Here is a 19,504-nt window from a genome sequence, read left to right as displayed (position 1 = left end):
TTTTTAAAGAATACTGTTACAGAATATTAAGTCAAAGATCGCGTCAAAGTAAATTCATGTAGACTGTATTTCAACAAGCAAAATCAATCTTGCTTGTTCCATATTTAACAACAAATAGCACTTATAAAACAATGACCACAACCTTACAACGGCGCTCTGGCGCTAGCGTATGGGATCGCTTTTGCGAGTGGATCACCAGCACTGACAACCGTATTTACATCGGTTGGTTTGGTGTTTTGATGATTCCTACCCTGCTAGCTGCGACCACCTGCTTCGTAATTGCCTTTATCGCTGCTCCTCCTGTGGACATCGATGGTATCCGCGAACCAGTTGCAGGTTCTTTGATCTACGGAAACAACATCATCTCTGGTGCAGTTGTTCCTTCTTCAAACGCCATCGGCTTGCACTTCTACCCAATCTGGGAAGCAGCTTCCTTAGATGAGTGGTTGTACAATGGCGGCCCTTACCAGTTGGTAGTTTTCCACTTCTTAATCGGTTGTGCTGCCTACCTCGGTCGTCAGTGGGAACTTTCTTTCCGCTTAGGTATGCGTCCTTGGATCTGCGTAGCTTACAGCGCACCTTTGGCTTCTGCTACCGCAGTATTCTTGATCTACCCAATCGGTCAAGGTTCTTTCTCTGATGGTATGCCTTTGGGTATCTCTGGAACCTTCAACTTCATGATTGTGTTCCAAGCAGAACATAACATCTTGATGCACCCCTTCCACATGTTGGGTGTGGCTGGTGTATTCGGTGGTTCCTTGTTCTCTGCAATGCACGGTTCTCTAGTAACTTCTTCCTTGGTGCGTGAAACCACCGAAACCGAATCTCTAAACTATGGTTACAAGTTCGGTCAAGAAGAAGAAACCTACAACATCGTTGCAGCCCACGGCTACTTCGGTCGTCTAATCTTCCAATACGCTTCCTTCAACAACAGCCGTTCACTGCACTTCTTCCTCGCAGCTTGGCCTGTCGTCGGTATCTGGTTCACCGCTTTGGGTATCAGCACGATGGCATTCAACCTGAACGGTTTCAACTTCAACCAATCAATCATTGACTCCCAAGGTCGCGTCATCAGCACCTGGGCAGACGTAATCAACCGCGCTAACTTGGGTATGGAAGTAATGCACGAGCGTAACGCTCACAACTTCCCCCTAGATTTGGCTGCTGGTGAAGCTGCACCTGTAGCAATGACTGCTCCTGCTATCAACGGTTAATACTTCAGTATTAGCTAAATAAAAAGCGCCCTCCAGAGATAGGGGCGCTTTTTTTTAATTACGTAATAAGGACTGATTGGGTGTTAACTGGCTCTCAAAACGGCTGTAAACAATTTGGGTTGGATACCAAGAAGAAAACCAATACAAATCTTGAATAACTTTGCAAGAATTACCCCCATCTGGTAACTCAAAGTGAACCAAAGCTAAATTATTCAATCCAACGACTTCCCGCCCCTCCTGAAACCAACGAGATTTCCAAAACATCACAGGTTGTAACCATTTCCATTTGGCATTTTTGGCTCGTTTCCAGGGAGCTATCAACGAAAATATATCTGCTGTGTAGGCAGAAGTTTGAACACTGTTTCTAGGTATCCACTCCAGCACACAATGCCAGTCAGAGTTAGCTAGCATCTGGCGATTATGGTGTAATTGTTTCTCGGAAACTTCTACCATATTGGGTGGATTGAGCCACCCTATCCAATGTCTCACCTTTTCTGGTAACAGCCAATCTTTCAATCGTGTATGAATGAGCCGTGTCAAAATCTCTTCATTCTTTAATGCACTAGCGGTTAACTGCACTAATACAGACTGTAATTTGGAATGGGTACGTGCATAAGACAAGTGAGCAACAGAACTGTAGTGAATATCCCCGGATAGAATAACGACTTGTTGACGTTCCTCAAACAAGGTAGTTAGGAATTTTGCCAGCGCTTCAGTATTAATGTTCCAGGCATCTCCAACATCGGTTGAAAAAACTTTCTCCTGTTTTAAATGCCAATGGTGAATCCAATCAATCACTTGTAGTCCAAATACATTAGTGGGCGCAATTACAAATGTAGTTTGAATCTGAGTTTGTTCAGCTACTTCTTGTAAAGGCAAAAGTAGTTGTTGCTCAAAGGCTTGTGGACACAACAGCATCGGCGGCGCGATCGCTTTTTGATCGGCTGGATAACCCCGCCAAGTACGCGTATCAAGCACAATTACTTCATGGCAATCGCTCCTGACTATGTAGTGCCAAGTCAGTGCTTCAGGATGTCGATCCAGAATAAATACTGCACCGTCTCGGACTAAGATAGGTAAGCCTGTGTGCGGATCGTTGGCTGGCATACCTACATAACGAGCGATCGCCTCATCAGCCTTTACATCCGTCCCTTGGGAAGCTGACCAAGCTTGTGCAGCCATCAACAGCTTTTCACCAGATTGACCTTCAGCAAATTGCCCTGGTGTGTTGCCCCACGCTTGAAATACCGTGTAGGCTAACAATGCATTTTGAACTATTCTTCGCCCTAAAGGACGCCCCAGCACTCGCAAACACCAAGCTTGGTTTAGGTTCCAGTCATCACTAACATCATGGTCATCAAAGATGGTGTACATGGGAATATTGGCAAGGGCGCGACGCACTTTCCAAAGCGTATAAATTAATTGTCGCAAATGCCATACTGCCCGATTCCAGTCCTTGATAGCGTGGCGATCGCGCATTACTTGATGTCCTTCGGGAAATGTGGTCGGCCAGCATACTGGCGACCAAGCTAGTAAATAAGTAGCGTAATACTCGCCGAGACTGAAAAGATGACTGTTAATTTTCTCAGGTTTATTATGTAATCCTGCGGTCAAGCCTGCTTGATTTGTCGCAACTTCAGACCGCTCTCCAGGGGGTAGTTGCTGGGGAGTGCAGTATACTCCATTCACAGGAAGTTGTTCTTCCCAACCCAAGAGTGCATCACCAAGAGTACTGGCAACCCACAATGACGGTTCTGATACATCGTCGCCGTAAATTTGATCTCCGGTGAGAAACAGCTGGTGAGGGCGGTGTTGGGGTTGATTAGCCGCAGCCTCAATTAAAGTGTCAAGAATTGGCAGTGCATCAAACCCATGACCATGAGGTTTACGGCAGGAAGCATGGACAATTTGTAAATCTTGCAGACAGTTAGGCGGCAAAACAAAGGTTGGTTTTTGATGATCGAAGTAGCTAATGCTGACTGTAGGAGAGGAGTTTGAGCATAATGCTTGTTGCAGAGTTTGCGCGGTTTGGTCAGCAACAGTAAACTGGAGATCGTATGCATAGATGTGACCTCCAGTTAGGCGATGTCCAACCGTAGACCGAGCCGTTATCGCAACTACATGAAGATGCTTACCCAGAGAAAAGGTAGAGCGTTCCCCATCCAATAAGCAATTTTCTAGTGCTTTACCATCATCTGTTGTGTCATAAACTTTAAGTTCTACCTGACAAGACTGTTTCAGTGCTACCCATACCGTTACTGACTCTGGTTCAGTATGTTGGAGGATTGGCCCCGCTAAAATCAGTGGCAGTTCTTGTAAAAACTTGTCCCCAACTTGATACTTCATTGCAAACAGTTAACAAAGTGGTGGTGTTTTAGATGTGTTATTTTGCTCCTAAATTGGTAGCCCAAACTCATCTAATCACCAATCATGCATCAATTCTTATCTGTTTAACATCAGTTCATAGCGCAAATTGATTGCAGCCCAAAAGTTCAGGGAGAGACTTTTCGGAGATTGGTGTCAATTTAAGGCTGATGCCCAGATGTCAAGCGACCTAGAGGCGTTGCGTCGGTGTCGTTGACTAACGCTTTAACCAACCCCATAGAACGCTGATGCTCGATTAACCAAGGAATGAGTTGCAAAAATGGGTTTTGCGATCGCCTCTAAAAAATCAATACCTAATTTTCTGATACTGATATTAGTTATTTCGACCGCACTGGATCAAATTTGACATAATATGCTATCGTTCCACAATGCGGCGCGGCCGTTAACTAGCAAGAAGACTTAACTATGTTGATCCTAATCAGAGTTTTTCTGCTAGTTGCTACAACACTTTATCAAGCGATCGCGTGCTGGTTTGAAGATCGAAAGCTGCCCCCTGGTCAAATGTTTGATGTGGGTGGATATAGTTTACATCTCTACATCGCAGGAAACACTAATCCAACAATTGTCCTAGACCACAGTTTAGGGGGAATTGAGGGCTATCTCCTAGTTGAAGAATTGGCCAAGTTAGCGCGAGTATGTATCTATGACCGAGCGGGTTATGGATGGAGCAATCACAGCCCACATCCCCGAACCAGCAATCAAATTGTGACAGAATTAGATACGCTGCTTACTCAAGCAGGAATTGAACCACCCTACATTTTGATCGGAGATTCTTTTGGTAGCTACAATGTCCGGCTGTATGCCCATCGATTTCCTGAGAAGGTTATTGGCATGGTACTCACAGACGGACTACATGAGACTGAAATGCTCAAAATGTCTTTTCAGTTACAAGCTTTGAAACTCTTTTTTATATCTGGCTTTGTAATGTCTATTCTCGGCTCAATACTTGGCATTATTCGATTAATGAGGATATGCAAAATATTTGAAGTGCTGAAGCCGGAATTAGGTAAATTTCCTCAGCACTTACTTAATTCAATAAAACGTTCCTTTTGCCGTCCTAAACACTGGATTACAATGAGTCGAGAGATGTTAAATCTCAGCGTTAGTGGACGTGAGGTGAGAATAGCTAACCAGTTTGGTGATCTGCCTATAGTTAATATCAAAGCAAATTCTTTTTTAAAACCTTCTCTTTGGACTGTTTTTATTCCTCTGCGAAGTGCTAACCAATTGCGGAAGCAAATGCATATAGAGTTACTAAAGTTATCAACGAACTGTACTCAACTTAAAGCAAGTAAGAGCGGTCATTTTGTATGGGTAGATCAACCTGATGTAATCATAGATGCTGTAAAAATTGTTCTAAATAAAGTTGATCCTTCTCGTCCGGGTTAAGGAACATAGATGCTGAACAGGGAAATTATGAATTTTGTTTTGCATCATCCATAATTCATTTATCGAACAGAATTCAGGAGTCAGGAGTCAGAATTCAGAATGAATTCTGTATGACTGGCGGATAGCGTAGCGTTAGCAAGTCTTCGATAGCGCAGCATTAGCGAGTCCGCGAGCGTCTTTATTCTGACTTCTGAATTCTTCTTCAATTTCTTTTTCCCCAATATTAAATTTTATGGATTCAAATTCAGCATTGTGTGCAGCGATCGCAAATCACATTACCACTAGTCCCCAACAACGAATTACTTTCGCCGAATTCATGGATATGGTATTATACCACCCTGAACATGGCTACTATTCCAGCGATGCAGTCAAAATTGGCTTTGAGGGTGGTGATTTTTTCACTTCTCCCAACCTCTGCCCTGACTTTGGCGAGTTACTAGCAGAACAATTTTTCCAAATGTGGGAAATTTTAGGAAAACCTGTACCCTTTACTCTAGTAGAAATGGGAGCAGGTCAAGGATTGCTGGCATTGCATATCCTCAAATATCATCAGCTACGCTACCCAGATTTTTTTACCACGCTGGAGTACATCATTGTTGAAAAGTCCCCAGCTTTAAGAGAAGAACAGCAGCAACGCTTGCAAGATTTTCCTGTACGTTGGTGCAATTTAGAGGAAATACCACCAAATGCGATCGCAGGCTGCTTTTTTTCTAATGAGTTAGTAGATGCGTTCCCCGTCCATCAATTCGTCCTAGAAACGGGAGAACTCCGAGAAATTTATGTGACAACCTCAAACCTAACCCTCCAAACCCCTTCAAGTGAGTCTTTCTCCCCTCCCCTCATAGGGGAGGGGTTGGGGGAGAGGTCAAATTTTGCATTTATAGAACTAACAGGAGAACCTTCAACGCCCCAATTGGCTGAGTATTTAGACTTAGTGGAAATGGACTTGTCCCAAAGTACATATCCAGATGGCTACCGTAGTGAAATTAATTTAGCTGCTTTAGACTGGTTGAGTATAGTAGCAGACCGCTTGCAGCGTGGCTATGTGTTAACAATTGATTATGGTTACCCCGCCAATCGTTACTATAATCCCAGGCGATCGCAAGGAACGCTACAGTGTTATTACCATCATCGTTTCCATGACAACCCTTATATTAATATTGGGCGACAAGATATCACTGCCCATGTTAACTTTACGGCTTTGGAACGCTGGGGCGAGAAGTACAATTTAAAGAATATTGGTTTTATCCAGCAGGGATTATTTTTGATGGCGTTGGGGTTAGGCGATCGCATTGCTGCCCTTTCTTATCAAAAGCAACTCCTCTCGCAGTTATTACAGCGCCGGGACGCGCTACACCAACTTATAGATCCCACGGGACTAGGCGGCTTTGGAGTGCTAATTCAGAGCAAAGGTCTGAACAATACAGAAACTTCTCAGCCACTAAAAGGATTGACTCTGCCAGGGTAAACGTAAATTTGAAAAGTTAAAACTCTATTTAAGAATGCAGTATCAGTCTTATTTAGACTAGCATAACAGTGATTACTGTAAAGTTAAACACACTACCAAAGTAATAATTATGTCCACTCATGACCTGCTAATGCTAGCAACACTACTTACCCCTGGGATTTTACTTTCAGTGATAATTATGGTAACTTTTGCCGCTGGTGGTTGATTGCCAGAGTTAGGGAGTAGGAAACTGGGATTTGGGATTGTATCTTAAGTCTCAAATAACTACTCCCCAACAAATTTGAATAAATAATGTAAACGCAATGTCCACGATGGGCTATGACGCTTAATGACTCGCTAACGCTTCTCTACGAGACGCTACACGAACGCTATCGGTGACGCTGTATTAAAGGAACGTGAAAAATGAAGGTGGCATTTCTGGGAATTGGACTGATGGGACTACCAATGGCTCAAAGGTTATTAGCCGCAGATATACAGCTAGTTGCCTACAATCGTACCCCAGAAAAATTAGCACCACTACAAGCCGCTGGGGCTGAAATTGTCACACATCCCCGCCACGCCATTCGTGCTGCTGAGTGCATAATCCTCATGCTAACTAATGCCCCGGCTATTTATAATGTGTTGCTTTCAGATACTTCTTGGCAAACTTTGGAAGGACGCACGATCATCCAAATGGGAACAATTACTCCCACAGAAAGCCAGGAAATTAGAGATGCAGTTGTTGGGGGTGGTGGTGAGTATTTAGAAGCACCTGTATTAGGGAGTATCCCAGAAGCAAAAGCTGGCAAGTTGAGTGTTATGGTAGGTGCCGAGCCAGAACAATATCAACGCCATTTAAAGTTACTCCAAAATTTTGGGACAGAACCTTTACTTATAGGGCCAGTGGGATCTGCGGCGGTGCTCAAATTGGCACTAAATCAACTAATAGCTTCGCTAACAACTAGCTTTGCTCTGAGTCTAGCTTTTATCCAGCGTCAGGGTGTCGATGTGGATGTATTTATGCAAATATTGCGCGACAGTCCACTCTACGCACCTACCTTTGACAAAAAGCTACAACGGATGTTGGATGGCAATTATGCTGATCCTAATTTCCCCACAAAACACTTGCTCAAAGATACAGAATTGTTTATCTCGGAAGCTAAATCTCGAAGTTTGGATCTTAGCAGTATTAAAGGTGTGCGGGAAATCTTGCAAACAGCCGTGAAAATGTCATTTGCTGATGATGATTACTCATCACTATTTTCTGTAATTAAAGAATGGGGAGAAGGAATCGGAGAATAATTTTTTTAGGGGCATATATCTGTGCCCCCTATGTGAAAAGTATTGTAATACCGTTTCTTTGTAAAGTTGCATATATTTACCCCACCCTAACCCTCCCCGATGCATTGGGGTTACGGTGTACACACAAGTCGAAAAAAGCTTGATTTTTCATTGTTTTCTCGTTGATCTCGTTCCCATGCAGAGCATGGGAATACCTGATTTAGAGGCTCTGCCTCCAGTCAGATATTGAGTCTCTGACTCAATGAATACATTCCCAGACGGAGCCTGGGAACGAGGAAATGCTTATCAAGCTAGGTTTTTAGGACTTGTGTGTACACCGTAGCTTAACAATGGGGGTCTATTATATGCATCTTCATACATACTTGGTATAATTTGAGACACATTGAAGAAAACTTTTCCTTACACCCCGGCATCCCTGATATGACCTTGGAAAATACTGAATCAAAAAATTTTAACTGAATCGTTAATTCAAGATATTATTGCCCATCAGTAGTTGATTGAGGAAATGGTAAAGATTCAGGCTGAGACTGAACTTCCGGTTGAGGCTGAGGTTCTGGTTGAGGGTTGAGAAATTCCTGCCAAATCCTAATTTGCTCTTGTGCTGCACTGTAAGCAGCACTACCTCGTGGAACCGATTTTGCAATGCCAATCCCTCTAGCAATATCAGACTGACCTTGAGAGCGTGCTATTTCTAACAATTGCTGACTCCATTGGTCAATAGCCAGATTCGCATCCATATGTAAGATGCTATTGTTTGAAACCCGATCTGCCAGTCGTATTGCTTCAGCCAAAGCTTCTGGCGTCCCAGTCGCGCCTACTTCTTGAGCTTTTCTCCAGTTTTCTCTAGTGCGGATTTGCCCTTCCCAGTCATTTATCGCAGCTTGTGCTTCTCCAGCAAGTGCCCTTCCCGACGAAGCAATTTGTTGGGCTGCGCTAATAGCGGCGGTGAGATTTCCACTCTGAGCCAGTTCTTGTGCTTGATCTAAGTAGGGCTGGTCTTGAATTCGCTGAATTTTTCCTACCCAAGTACGAATTTTTTTCCGTGCTTCTGGATATAATGCACGACCTCTACGAATTTCGCTAGCTTGAGCGATCGCAGCTTGCAAGGAATTGATATCGTCGAATATAGCTATCTGTTCGGCGCGTTCTAAATAAGGTTGGTCTTCAATTGTCTCCACTTGGGCACGCCAGCGACCTATTTCTTGTCTAGCTTCTGTACCCCTGGGATTATTAGCAGGGATGAGCTGTACTTGAGCGATCGCTGCTGTTAAATTATTGACTGTTCCCTGGCTAGCCAATATTCTTGCTTTTTCCAGATGGGCAACATCTTCAATTTCCAGTTGCCAACGAGCAATTAGTTGTTGTGCTTCGTTATACACTGGTCTGGAAGGATCAATTTGTTGTGCTTGAGCGATCGCTGCCTCTAAACCAGAAACGTTACCTATCCAAGCACTCCTTTTCGCGTCAGCAATGGCGATAAAGTCATCTGTTTCGCCCTGTAGTTTCGTAATCTCTGGAATTTGTCTAGCAATATTCAGTGCTTCATCGGCATCTTGCTTGTCTAGTTTTGCCTGTGCTAATTGCAGCATTTGGCGTCCAAATGCGGGAATTGCTTCTTGAGCTTTTTGGTAAAGGTAACTTTCCTGACCAATGGACTCCGCTAACTTGATCGCTTCTAATAAATTATCAACAACTTGGCTTTTTGCTAAACTTTCAGCTTTTCCTAACTTATCGCCATCTTCCCGTGCTGTGGCAATTAGACGATTTAATTGGTCGTATTTAGTACTCGCCCAGTATTGATTGTCTACGCGCAGCATTTTGGCGGACAACATGAATGCCGATTGCCACCGCCGTTCCTTTACTTCGGCGATCGCACCGTTGTATGTTTCTTCTGCCTTTGACCAAATTGACTGCCATTTGCCAATTTGCTCATCGACTAATTTATAAGCTGCCACATCTTCGGGTATTTTCTGAGCAGTAGCGATCGCTTCCTCTAAATTCCCAGTTTGGAAACTTTGATCGGCTAGCTTCAAAATATCCCGCGACCATTCTTCGATGAAACGATCAATTTCTCCATGCAACGGGTGAGTTGGTGGTAGTTGCTTCACCAGAGCGATCGCTTGCAATAGGTCGTTAACTGTCTGCTTAGAAGCTGCCAACTGAGCGCAGTGCAGCCGCACAGAAGCACTAGCTAGGGGCCAAAAAATCGAGGGACAATTCGGGGCAGTTGGCAACTTTAGGAGCATTGCCATTGCCAAGAATGCTACACTGCCGGGAATCAAAGTTAGCAGTGCTAGCCACAATACCCAGCTTTTCATCCATCGTGGCAATTTCCCAGAAGTATTACTGAGTTGGGCAGTTTCTTCTGAATGACTATTTATAGGTAATCCTTCCCTATGGTTTTTTTTTCGCCGCTTCACTGACTTGGAGGTAGAACCAGTAGCAGGGACATCAAATGGTTGAGTTTCACCGAATTGTTCTTTTCGGGATAATCTTTTGTTTTGATCTGGCTCTCTTCCACTGGCTGAAGACCAACTGTCTGGAATATCCCGCTCTGTCATCTCTCACACCAAAATAATTGAATAGCGCTCTGTTTTAGGTCGATAATTCCATTGATGTCATAGTAACTTTCTGATAATTAAAAAGCTACTTTTTTTCAGGCTCTCTCCCCACAGATACCATTAGCGATCTAAAAAAATAGTGCCCTTTTATACTTTATCCTGAAACGGTAGATTCAGCTTGCAAATCGGCAATTAGTTGAGCTAAGTGATCGCTACTTGCCTGGTAGACGTTGCCGCAAAACTCGCAAGTTGCTTCAGCACCATCATCTTTAATAATCATATCTTGCAGTTCAGCTTCTCCCAAAATCTTCAGTGCCCCCAAAACGCGATCAAAAGAACAACCACAGTGGAAGCGCAGCATTTGCCGTTCGGGAAAGATTACTAGCCCCATATCTCCCAACAAGTCGCCAAGAATTTCAGGTAAGGTTTTCCCAGCTTGCAACAATGGCGTAAATCCTGCTAGACCAGCAACCCGCGATTCCAACATTTCTACTAGGGCTTCGTCTCTGGCAGCTTTGGGTAATACTTGTACTAGTAATCCTCCAGCCGCAGTTACTCCCCCTGCTCCCACGAACACACCTAAAACTAAAGCTGAAGGTGTTTGTTCGGAATTCACCAGATAATGAGCTACGTCATCGCCAATTTCGCCAGAAACTAGTTCTACTGTACTAGAGTAAGGATAACCATAACCGATATCCCGTACAACATAGAGGTAGCCATCACCCACAGCACCACCAACATCTAGCTTACCTTTGGCATTGGGAGGCAATTCTACAGATGGATTCCCGACATATCCGCGTACCGTGCCATCTAAGCCTGCATCTACCAATATGCCACCTAAAGGCCCATCGCCCTTAACCCGGACATTGACCCTTGATCCAGTTCGCTTCATACTAGAAGCCATTAACAAACCCGCCGCCATCGTCCTACCCAGTGCTGCCGTTGCCACATAAGAAAGCTTGTGGCGTCCTCGCGCTTCTTCTGTTAAACGTGTGGTGATCACACCTATGGCACGAATTCCACCTTCGGCTGCTGTTGCACGAATTAACTGATCCGCCATGAATAACCTTACATTTCTTAACAAGTTCACTTTTTCTATTCTAAGTTCTCTGCTGGTAGAAAAGTAACTTAGTAGGGTGCTACGCAAATAAACTGCTGTTATTGGTCATTGGTCATTAGTTATTTGCAAAGGACAAGGGACTAATGACTAATGACAAAAACTATTTGCAATATTAGAAATAGCGATGTAAACAACTTTAGGTAATCCTATAAAAATGCTGGGTAATTTTCAACAAAGTCAACTACGGATCGAAATCGAAGCATCAACAGATGTAATTCGTGACAGTCTGCTGCATCCGGTGCAATTAAAAAAATGGCTCTTAGGGCAACGTTTTGCGCCAGGAATGCCAGAAGAACTACTTCCCGGATTCCAGTTTACAACCTGGACTGGGCCAGTTGCGATTCATCATCAAGTAAATGTTGTCAAATCTAACTGTCTCCGCTTGGTACTCAGCGGAGGCATTGATGGGTTCCATGAATGGTACTGGGGAGAAGGTTGGGTACAGTCCCGCTTGGAAGGAGTTTCAATTTTGCCCTTGAATTTGGGTCAAACGCTGAGTTTGTTAAGCTTGCGTCAGTTTCTCGCAACTCAAGAACGTTAAATCGATTGAACGTAGAAGGTGGATTTTCCTTGTCTCTAAGACTAGTACCGCAAGGCGGAAGCCAAAATTAAGACAGCGTAAGGGTTTTGTTGATTGGGAATGGGTGGTTTATTTACGCCGTGCTGTACTAGTTCTTTCAAGGTGACTCGAAAAATCTCTTTTTTCTCTCTGTGCCTCTGTGGTTTAAAAGTAATTTATTTAACCACAGAGACTCAGTTAACACAGGCTCGCATAAATTAAAATGCTTAAATTATTTTTAATTGTCGGCTGTTAACACTTGTTCAACTGTTAATTCTAAATGTGGAAAAGTTTGAGATTGAATACGATCACGACCAAAAAACTCTATTGGTTCGTATAATTCTTCAATCAATGTAAAAATAGTCACTTTGTTAGTTAATGGATCGACAATCCAATACTCTGGAATATTTAAAACGTTATACTCAACTCGCTTGGCTCGGTAATCTACAATTTTTGTTGACTCACTGACGACTTCCACCACTAATAAGGGGGGTGGTTCGTTGAGTTCAATAACTGCCTCTCGGTTTCTCAACTCTCGCCATTGAGGTAACGGAATCACAACTACATCTGGAATCCTTGATGTATCCCATCTGCCAGCACGGGGAGAACGAACACCGATAACCATTTGTTTAGAAGTCCAATCCCACTTTAGTCGGAGAATTTCTCCTCGGAAACAAACATTGAGAAATTCTGTTATCGCGCCATGTTTCCCACTTCCCAGACTCATGGGAATTAGTTCTCCATTGACCAATTCGTAGCGGGTATCAGTGCCATCATCATATTTCAGGTATTCTTCAAAGGTTATTTTTGGGGTGGTTATAGTCATTGCTTCCCCTTGCAAATTTTTACCTTGGTTTAACGACCAACACCGAACAATTAGCCTCTTCTGCAACTTGACTGCTGACAGAACCCTGAACAATTCGCTTCATCCCCATCAATCCCCGACTGCCAATTATGATCAAGTCAGTTTTGTAAATATTGGCAAGGCGAATAATTTCTTCAGCAGGATCACCAGTTACTAGTTCTAACTCACTTGTGACTGATAACTTTTCCTGATAGGATTGCAGTTGTTTTTCAATATGAAAATAAGAAAATGTTGGGGACTCTGGCTGAGGACGATCAGCGGGTAGTTCCATTTCTGACTCTGGCGTAGGAAACACATGGCAAAGAATAACCTTGGCGTCTTTTGAAAAAGCCAAATTATCTAAAGTCTGAATTACTCGTTCTGAAATTTCCGAACCGTCCAGAGCTACCAAAACACTATTTAGCACCGCTCTCGTCTCCTAAAGAGTAGACCCCTTACATAAGTATGTAGCAAAATCCGCCGGCAGTGACACTAAACCAATTTTTTATTTGCCAATTTAGTTTATATTAGGATTTACGCAAAATACGTCGTAAGTAGCGGTAATTCATGAATTACCGCTACGGAATAATAGGCTTTTCAATTATTTTTGCGTAAGTCCTATATATATTTAAGGCTGTGCCATAGGTAAGTTTCACGCTACTTTTACGCTAGTGGGTTGTAGCAACTATTGTGGAGAAGCTTTTCACGAGTTTGTTGGAGAGGAAAACCCTCTCCAATAAACTACCGGGCGCTTAAAGGGCGGCTGAAGGTAGGATAGCAAATGGCGTGCGTTAGCGTAGTTGACCGTAGGTATCGCTATCTAAACTTTTAGTTTGAAGCTAGCGAGTTACTTTTACCAACAGTACAAGAAAAATTAAGCATTCCAAATCACTCTTCTTGCTGAATTCGGCGTCGTACTGAATCAGCATGAGAAGGTAAACCCTCTGCTGTTGCTAGCACATCAATTGCACCAGCCACATTTTGCAGTGCGGTTTGGGAGTATTGAATAATACTGGAGTGTTTTAAGAAAGTTTCAACCCCCAATGCCGAAGCATAGCGGGCAGCACCAGAAGTTGGCAAGGTATGATTAGGGCCTGCCAAATAGTCTCCTACAGCTTCTGGTGTTGAGTAACCCAAAAAGATTGCCCCAGCGTGGCGAATCTGTGGTAAGAGTGCCCAAGGGTCTTTGACTTCTAATTCCAGGTGTTCGGGAGCAAATTCATTTGAGAGTTCTGCTGCTGCTTGGAGCGATTCCACAACGATAATCAAGCCGTAGTGAGCGATCGCTTTTTCTGTGTCTATTCGCCGTGGGTGATCCACTAGCTGTCTTTCCAAGGCTACTTGCACGTTCTTCGCCAAAGCCGCATCTGTCGTCAGCAAAATCGCTGCCGCCATTGGATCGTGTTCGGCTTGGGCCAACAAGTCAGCAGCTACATGCACTGGATTTGCGGTTTCGTCGGCAATCACCAGCACTTCGCTGGGGCCTGCCAAAGAATCAATCCCAACTGTGCCGTAGACAAGTTTTTTCGCTAGGGTGACATAAATGTTACCAGGCCCAGTAATTACATTCACTTTCGGAATGGTTTCAGTGCCATAGGCTAAAGCGGCGATCGCTTGTGCGCCCCCAATGCGATAAATTTCTTGCACCCCTGCTTCTTGGGCAGCTACTAAGACTGCGGGATTAATTGCACCCCCTGGGCCTGGTGGTGTTACCATCACCACGTGGGGTACAGCAGCTACCTTGGCCGGAATTGCATTCATCAGCACCGTACTGGGATAGGCGGCACGGCCACCAGGCACATACAACCCGGCTCGGTCTACGGGAGTGTAGCGTTTGCCCAGCACTACTTCATCGTCGCCAAAGTGTACCCAGCTTTTCGGTACTCGCTGACGATGAAACGCTTCAATTTGGCGGCAAGCTAGCCGAACTGCATCAAGCAATTCCTTTGACACCTGCTGATAGGCTGCATCCAATTCCGAGCCTGTAACTCGGAGTTCTTCTGCTTTCAGGGTTTGTTTGTCAAATTCGGCTGTGTAATGCAATACAGCTTTGTCGCCTTGGCGCTTCACTGCTTGCAAAACTTCTCGTACCGTTGCTTCTTTGTGAAGCACCTGTTCGTCATGGGTGCGATCGCAGATCCGTTGCAGTTCTGCTCTGACGTCTGCCTGCTGAGTAATGATTCGCAGCATGGAGTAAGGACAATGCCAAAATTATAATATTGCCACCTGAGACTTAGTATTGCTCTTGACCCACTGGGGTATGCAAGCTGACTCTAATTCTCTTCTCTAGCTTAACCTGGATTTTTTTGATACTCTCAAGGCTGCCAGCATATAATTTGCTTGAGAAGGCGACTTAATTGCTCAGTCCGACAAGCCTTGACAGGCTAGCGGCAGGAAGCAGGTGTGCCATTCCCCGCTACCCTTATGCCCTTACCTTCACTCCTTGCGAAGTGTAGGTGATGTGTTTTCACATCCAAATCCCCAGGATTGACAGGGGGTAGGGTCTGAGTATGATTTTTACTTATTTTACCTAACTTATTAGTAGTTAATGTGTGTACAGACACGATATGTTCGATTCTGTACCTGGAAATTCCTGAAATTTAGCTCTTTACAGTTCTTTGCCTCTGACAATACATCTGCTTTAAGGACAGATTATATTTATTGGCAATCACGTTGCTTTAATCAGGTGGTGAGTTAGGGTCACTATTTTCTTTGATGTAGCTTATTTTAACGCATTTTCTAAATTGACGACACACTGAATTGAGGAGTAGGGAGCAGAGGGGAACTTCCAGTAAGTCTTTCCCCTCTGCTCATTTGCTCCTCTGCTTCTTTCAATGCCCACTCGCCTAGTTGCTTTATGGTTCTACCCAGCGTTCATCTGCCTTAATGAGGTTAATTAATTCCTCTACACCTTTATCTTCTGGGACTTTTTTAATTTCTTCTCGGCCACGGTACAAAGAAATGTAACCAGGTGTTTTGCCAACATAGCCATAATCGGCATCTGCCATTTCTCCGGGGCCATTGACAATACAACCCATAACTGCAATATCCAAACCAGTTAAGTGTTTAGTTGCTTCCCGAACTTTGTGCAGCACTTCCTCTAGGTTAAACAAAGTGCGTCCACAGGAAGGACAAGCGACGTATTCCACCATTGTTTTTCGCAATCCCAAAGCTTGGAGAATGCTGTAGCAAACGGGAATTTCTTTTTCTGGTGCTTCTGTCAATGAGACGCGAATGGTATCGCCAATGCCATCAGCAAGTAAGGTAGCAATACCGGCCGTGGATTTAATTCGCCCGTATTCGCCATCACCGGCTTCCGTAACGCCTAAATGTAACGGATAATCCATACCCAGTTCATCCATGCGCTTGGCGATGAGGCGATAGGCGGCTACCATCACCGGTACTCGTGAGGCTTTCATGGAAATTACCAAGTTGCGGAAATCCAAAGATTCACAGATGCGGATGAATTCTATAGCGGATTCCACCATTCCTTCGGGGGTGTCACCGTAAGTAAATAGCATTCTCTCTGCAAGGGAACCGTGATTTACCCCAATTCGCATCGATTTCCCTTGATCACGCAAGGAAACTACCAGAGGCTCTAAGGTTTCGCGGATTTTATCGCCAATTTCGTCAAATTCGGTTTTTGTATATTCAGTTCTATTGATGTTTGGCTTTTCAAACACATACAAGCCCGGATTAATCCGTACTTTTTCTATGTGCTTGGCGACTTCCACGGCGATTTTCAGCCCATTGTGATGGACATCAGCCACAATTGGCACGTCTTGGTAAGTTTTAATTAATTTTTGTTTAATTTCGGCTAAAGCTTTAGCATGAGCCATACTTGGCACTGTGACGCGGACAATTTCGCAGCCAATTTCGTGCAGACGACGAATACCAGCCACGGAACCATCAATATCAAGGGTGTCTTCGTTAATCATTGACTGCACCACAACGGGGTAGCCACCGCCAATGGTGACATTTCCCACCTTTACGGGACGGGTTTTACGCCGCTTGATGGTTGTATCAAAGGTATCTTGACTTGATGTGGGATTTGAAGTATTTGCTGCGGGCAGAGTTTGCATAACCTGATTAGGTAAATTTATTGTTGCTCAAATATCAGATTTGATAAATCTCTGTTTCCCAGATTGCCACAGCAGGGGCATTTTTGGGCGATTAAATAGAAAAAAAAAGGAAAAAAACACACGTAAAGTAATAAAGAGCGATTTAGAGGTTTTGCTCATTTTTTAAAGATATTTTGCTTAAAAATCTTTTTATCTGAGTAGCTTGAGTAGCGATCGCTAAATTTATATTCCCATAATACAAATATACTATTTAACCAAAAGGACGAGGAGCGATCGCTCCTAGCACCAGCTAAATTAGGCTCTCACGATGACGTTTACTAAATTCACCATTATTTTTAACTAAGGCAAGCTTAATAAGTAGAAAATAATTACAGATTTTAGATGAACACCCAAAAAACAACCCAACTATCCATTCCTCTGCACTTTAAATCCGATAAGGTCGGTGAAGTTTCACGCGTACCTTACCAAGAACGTGCCGCCGAAGCTGAAATTTGGGCAAAACAACACGATATCAAACCAGCATCTTTAGATAAAACCCGTATTTGCCTACTATTAATTGATGTCCAAAACACCTTCTGCATTCCTGGTTTTGAATTATTTGTAGGTGGAAAATCCGGTAATGCGGCGGTGGATGATAACGTCAGATTATGTGAGTTTATCTATCGAAACTTGGGGGTAATTACAAAAATTGTACCTACTCTAGATACTCACACAGCAACGCAAATATTCCATCCGATCTTTTGGGTTAACGCCGCCGGAGAACATCCCACTCCAGCAGCGACTAGCATCACACCATTAGATATTGAACAAGGTATTTGGAAAGTTAACCCAGCCGTTGCTAACAGTGTTACTAATGGGGATTATGAATTATTAGAAAAACACGCTTACCATTACGTTAAGCAACTCAGTCAAGACGGTAAATATCCCCTCACAATTTGGCCTTATCATTCTATGTTGGGGGGTATTGGTCATGCTTTAGTTTCATCGATAGAAGAAGCAATATTTTTCCACGGTATTGCGCGTCAGAGTCAGACGCAATTTGAAATCAAAGGTGAAAATCCTTTAACAGAAAACTATTCCATATTACGTCCAGAGGTGTTAGAAGATTTTGAACAACGTCCACTTGCTCAGAAGAATACGCGCCTGATTAAACAACTTTTAGAATTTGATGCTGTAATTATTGGCGGTCAAGCTAAAAGTCATTGTGTCGCCTGGACAATTGATGATTTATTAACAGAAGTTAAACAGGTAGATGCTAACCTTGCGAAAAAAATCTATCTACTAGAAGATTGCACTTCTCCTGTTGTTGTCCCCGGTGTTGTGGACTACACAGAACAGGCAGATGCAGCGTTTAAAAGGTTTGCAGAGGCAGGAATGCACATCGTAAAATCTAGCGAATTTGGGAATTGGGCATAGGGGATTGGGCATTGGGTTTAGTAGTCTCCCTCATCGCCTATTTCCTCATTTATTTAAATAACCCTTGGGATCTTGCGCGACCCAACCCAGAGATGAGGTAGAACGCACTTCAAAATGGAGATGCGGTTGAGTGGAAGTTGGTCTTCCACTAGTGCCTACCGTTCCTAGTAAGTCTCCTTTTTTTAGTTGCTGACCTACGGTAACTTTGATACTGTCAAGCTGGGCGTAGCGGCTTTGGAGTCCGCCACTGTGGTTGATAATGACCAACTTGCCATAAGAACCTTGGTCGTTGGCAAAGGCTACGGTTCCGGGTGCGATCGCTAGCACATCTGTACCAATTGGTGCTAATAAGTCAATACCACTGTGGAAGAAAACTTCACCAGTTGCAGGATTAATTTGCCAGCCGTAAGGTAATGCCACAGTTACCACTTGCGCCAAGGGGTATCCAGTCAGAGATGCAGGGTTTGGCGTACCTGTATCAGCAGGTAAAGGAGATTTAGTGACAACACCATTTGGCGACCAATTTACCCCCGGAACAAACACAACTCTGGGGTCTTGTTGGCAACCATTCACTTCAAAAAGACTATCAGCACGAACTTTGTATTGTGCCGCCACTTGTCGCCAAGTTTGACCACGAGGTACTTCGACTACAATCCCATTGTAGGGAGGAATTTGAAGTACACTACCAACGGCGGCAGTTGCACCATTCTGCAAAGCTGGATTCATGCCAATAATAGTTGTAGGAATGAGATTGTAGCGCTGCGCTATGCTCTCCAAAGTTTCGCCACGAACAACTTTATGGCGTTGGAAGCGAGATAAAGCTGGAGTTGGGCAACCACCCACAGCAGCATTGGCGCTATTGGTGTTTGGCAGTATGGATACTAGGCCCAAGGCGCTAACTAAGCTACAGAGAAACAGTTGACGAAAAGGTAAAGTCATGTATAAACGTCAAGAGCGCATTAACTTTAGATTTTAGATGGGAAGAGTGGGGATTGGGGATTGGGGATTGGGGATTGAATATTAGAAAACTCTTCTCTAGTCCCTATTTCCTAGTTTCCACTTCTGATCTCCTAGTCCCCAGTCCCCAGTCCCTATTTCTTAGTTCCCACTTCCGATCTCCTAGTCCCCAATGCTCAATACCCAATCCCTAATTCTTCGTAAATTGATCTGTCCACTTGCCGTTAG

The 19,504-nt window shown here is 43.8% G+C and carries 14 protein-coding genes; 6 read left to right on the top strand and 8 right to left on the bottom strand.

The window, feature by feature from the left end:
* Positions 1 to 131: 131 nt before the first annotated feature.
* Positions 132 to 1,214 (top strand): photosystem II q(b) protein, encoded by a 1,083-nt coding sequence (psbA, locus tag HUN01_RS27450; protein ID WP_181928802.1) that lies wholly within the window; start codon positions 132 to 134, stop codon positions 1,212 to 1,214.
* A 54-nt stretch (positions 1,215 to 1,268) separates the two neighbouring features.
* Here the strand turns inward: psbA and HUN01_RS27445 are convergent, their stop codons facing one another.
* The gene (locus tag HUN01_RS27445; protein WP_181928801.1) at positions 1,269 to 3,560 is read right to left on the bottom strand and encodes an alkaline phosphatase D family protein; all 2,292 of its coding nucleotides are present in this window, start codon (positions 3,558 to 3,560) and stop codon (positions 1,269 to 1,271) included.
* Between the two features lie 444 nt (positions 3,561 to 4,004).
* Here HUN01_RS27445 and HUN01_RS27440 point away from each other — a divergent pair, with 444 nt between their 5' ends.
* The 3 genes from HUN01_RS27440 (at position 4,005) to HUN01_RS27430 (ending at position 7,737) form a co-directional block, all read left to right on the top strand.
* Complete coding sequence (locus HUN01_RS27440; protein WP_181928800.1) at positions 4,005 to 4,988, top strand: alpha/beta fold hydrolase; 984 nt, start codon at positions 4,005 to 4,007, stop codon at positions 4,986 to 4,988.
* A gap of 232 nt (positions 4,989 to 5,220) precedes the next feature.
* The gene (locus tag HUN01_RS27435; RefSeq protein WP_181928799.1) at positions 5,221 to 6,456 is read left to right on the top strand and encodes a class I SAM-dependent methyltransferase; all 1,236 of its coding nucleotides are present in this window, start codon (positions 5,221 to 5,223) and stop codon (positions 6,454 to 6,456) included.
* A gap of 402 nt (positions 6,457 to 6,858) precedes the next feature.
* Positions 6,859 to 7,737 (top strand): NAD(P)-dependent oxidoreductase, encoded by an 879-nt coding sequence (locus tag HUN01_RS27430; protein ID WP_181928798.1) that lies wholly within the window; start codon positions 6,859 to 6,861, stop codon positions 7,735 to 7,737.
* A gap of 476 nt (positions 7,738 to 8,213) precedes the next feature.
* Here HUN01_RS27430 and HUN01_RS27425 read toward each other — a convergent pair whose 3' ends face one another.
* Together HUN01_RS27425 and hslO are read right to left on the bottom strand one after the other, a co-directional pair.
* Positions 8,214 to 10,298, bottom strand: coding sequence for a type 2 periplasmic-binding domain-containing protein (locus tag HUN01_RS27425; protein WP_181928797.1), 2,085 nt, complete (start codon positions 10,296 to 10,298; stop codon positions 8,214 to 8,216).
* A gap of 154 nt (positions 10,299 to 10,452) precedes the next feature.
* Positions 10,453 to 11,358: an Hsp33 family molecular chaperone HslO gene (gene hslO, locus HUN01_RS27420; protein WP_181928796.1), complete on the bottom strand. Its 906-nt coding sequence runs from the start codon at positions 11,356 to 11,358 to the stop codon at positions 10,453 to 10,455.
* Between the two features lie 214 nt (positions 11,359 to 11,572).
* On the opposite strand from hslO, the gene HUN01_RS27415 reads away from it, so the two are divergent.
* A complete protein-coding gene (locus HUN01_RS27415; protein WP_181928795.1) occupies positions 11,573 to 11,959 on the top strand; it encodes a hypothetical protein in 387 nt (128 codons plus the stop codon).
* A 256-nt stretch (positions 11,960 to 12,215) separates the two neighbouring features.
* Here HUN01_RS27415 and HUN01_RS27410 read toward each other — a convergent pair whose 3' ends face one another.
* From HUN01_RS27410 to ispG, 4 genes are all read right to left on the bottom strand, one after another.
* The gene (locus HUN01_RS27410) at positions 12,216 to 12,803 is read right to left on the bottom strand and encodes a Uma2 family endonuclease (RefSeq protein WP_181928794.1); all 588 of its coding nucleotides are present in this window, start codon (positions 12,801 to 12,803) and stop codon (positions 12,216 to 12,218) included.
* A gap of 19 nt (positions 12,804 to 12,822) precedes the next feature.
* Entirely contained in the window at positions 12,823 to 13,248 is a 426-nt protein-coding gene (locus HUN01_RS27405; protein WP_181928793.1) for a universal stress protein, read from the bottom strand.
* A gap of 461 nt (positions 13,249 to 13,709) precedes the next feature.
* Positions 13,710 to 15,011, bottom strand: a complete 1,302-nt coding sequence (hisD, locus tag HUN01_RS27400; RefSeq protein WP_181928792.1) for a histidinol dehydrogenase — start codon at positions 15,009 to 15,011, stop codon at positions 13,710 to 13,712.
* A 665-nt stretch (positions 15,012 to 15,676) separates the two neighbouring features.
* Complete coding sequence (ispG, locus tag HUN01_RS27395) at positions 15,677 to 16,903, bottom strand: (E)-4-hydroxy-3-methylbut-2-enyl-diphosphate synthase (protein WP_181928791.1); 1,227 nt, start codon at positions 16,901 to 16,903, stop codon at positions 15,677 to 15,679.
* 381 nt (positions 16,904 to 17,284) lie between these two features.
* On the opposite strand from ispG, the gene HUN01_RS27390 reads away from it, so the two are divergent.
* Positions 17,285 to 18,319, top strand: coding sequence for a cysteine hydrolase family protein (locus HUN01_RS27390; protein ID WP_181928790.1), 1,035 nt, complete (start codon positions 17,285 to 17,287; stop codon positions 18,317 to 18,319).
* A 45-nt stretch (positions 18,320 to 18,364) separates the two neighbouring features.
* Here HUN01_RS27390 and HUN01_RS27385 read toward each other — a convergent pair whose 3' ends face one another.
* Positions 18,365 to 19,258 carry a LysM peptidoglycan-binding domain-containing M23 family metallopeptidase gene (locus HUN01_RS27385; protein ID WP_181928789.1) on the bottom strand — a complete coding sequence of 298 codons (894 nt, stop codon included), beginning with the start codon at positions 19,256 to 19,258 and terminating at the stop codon, positions 18,365 to 18,367.
* Between the last annotated feature and the right edge of the window lie 246 nt (positions 19,259 to 19,504).

This window comes from Nostoc edaphicum CCNP1411 (assembly GCF_014023275.1).
Taxonomy (GTDB): Bacteria; Cyanobacteriota; Cyanobacteriia; order Cyanobacteriales; family Nostocaceae; genus Nostoc; species Nostoc edaphicum_A.
This window is presented reverse-complemented; position numbering and strand designations above follow the sequence as displayed.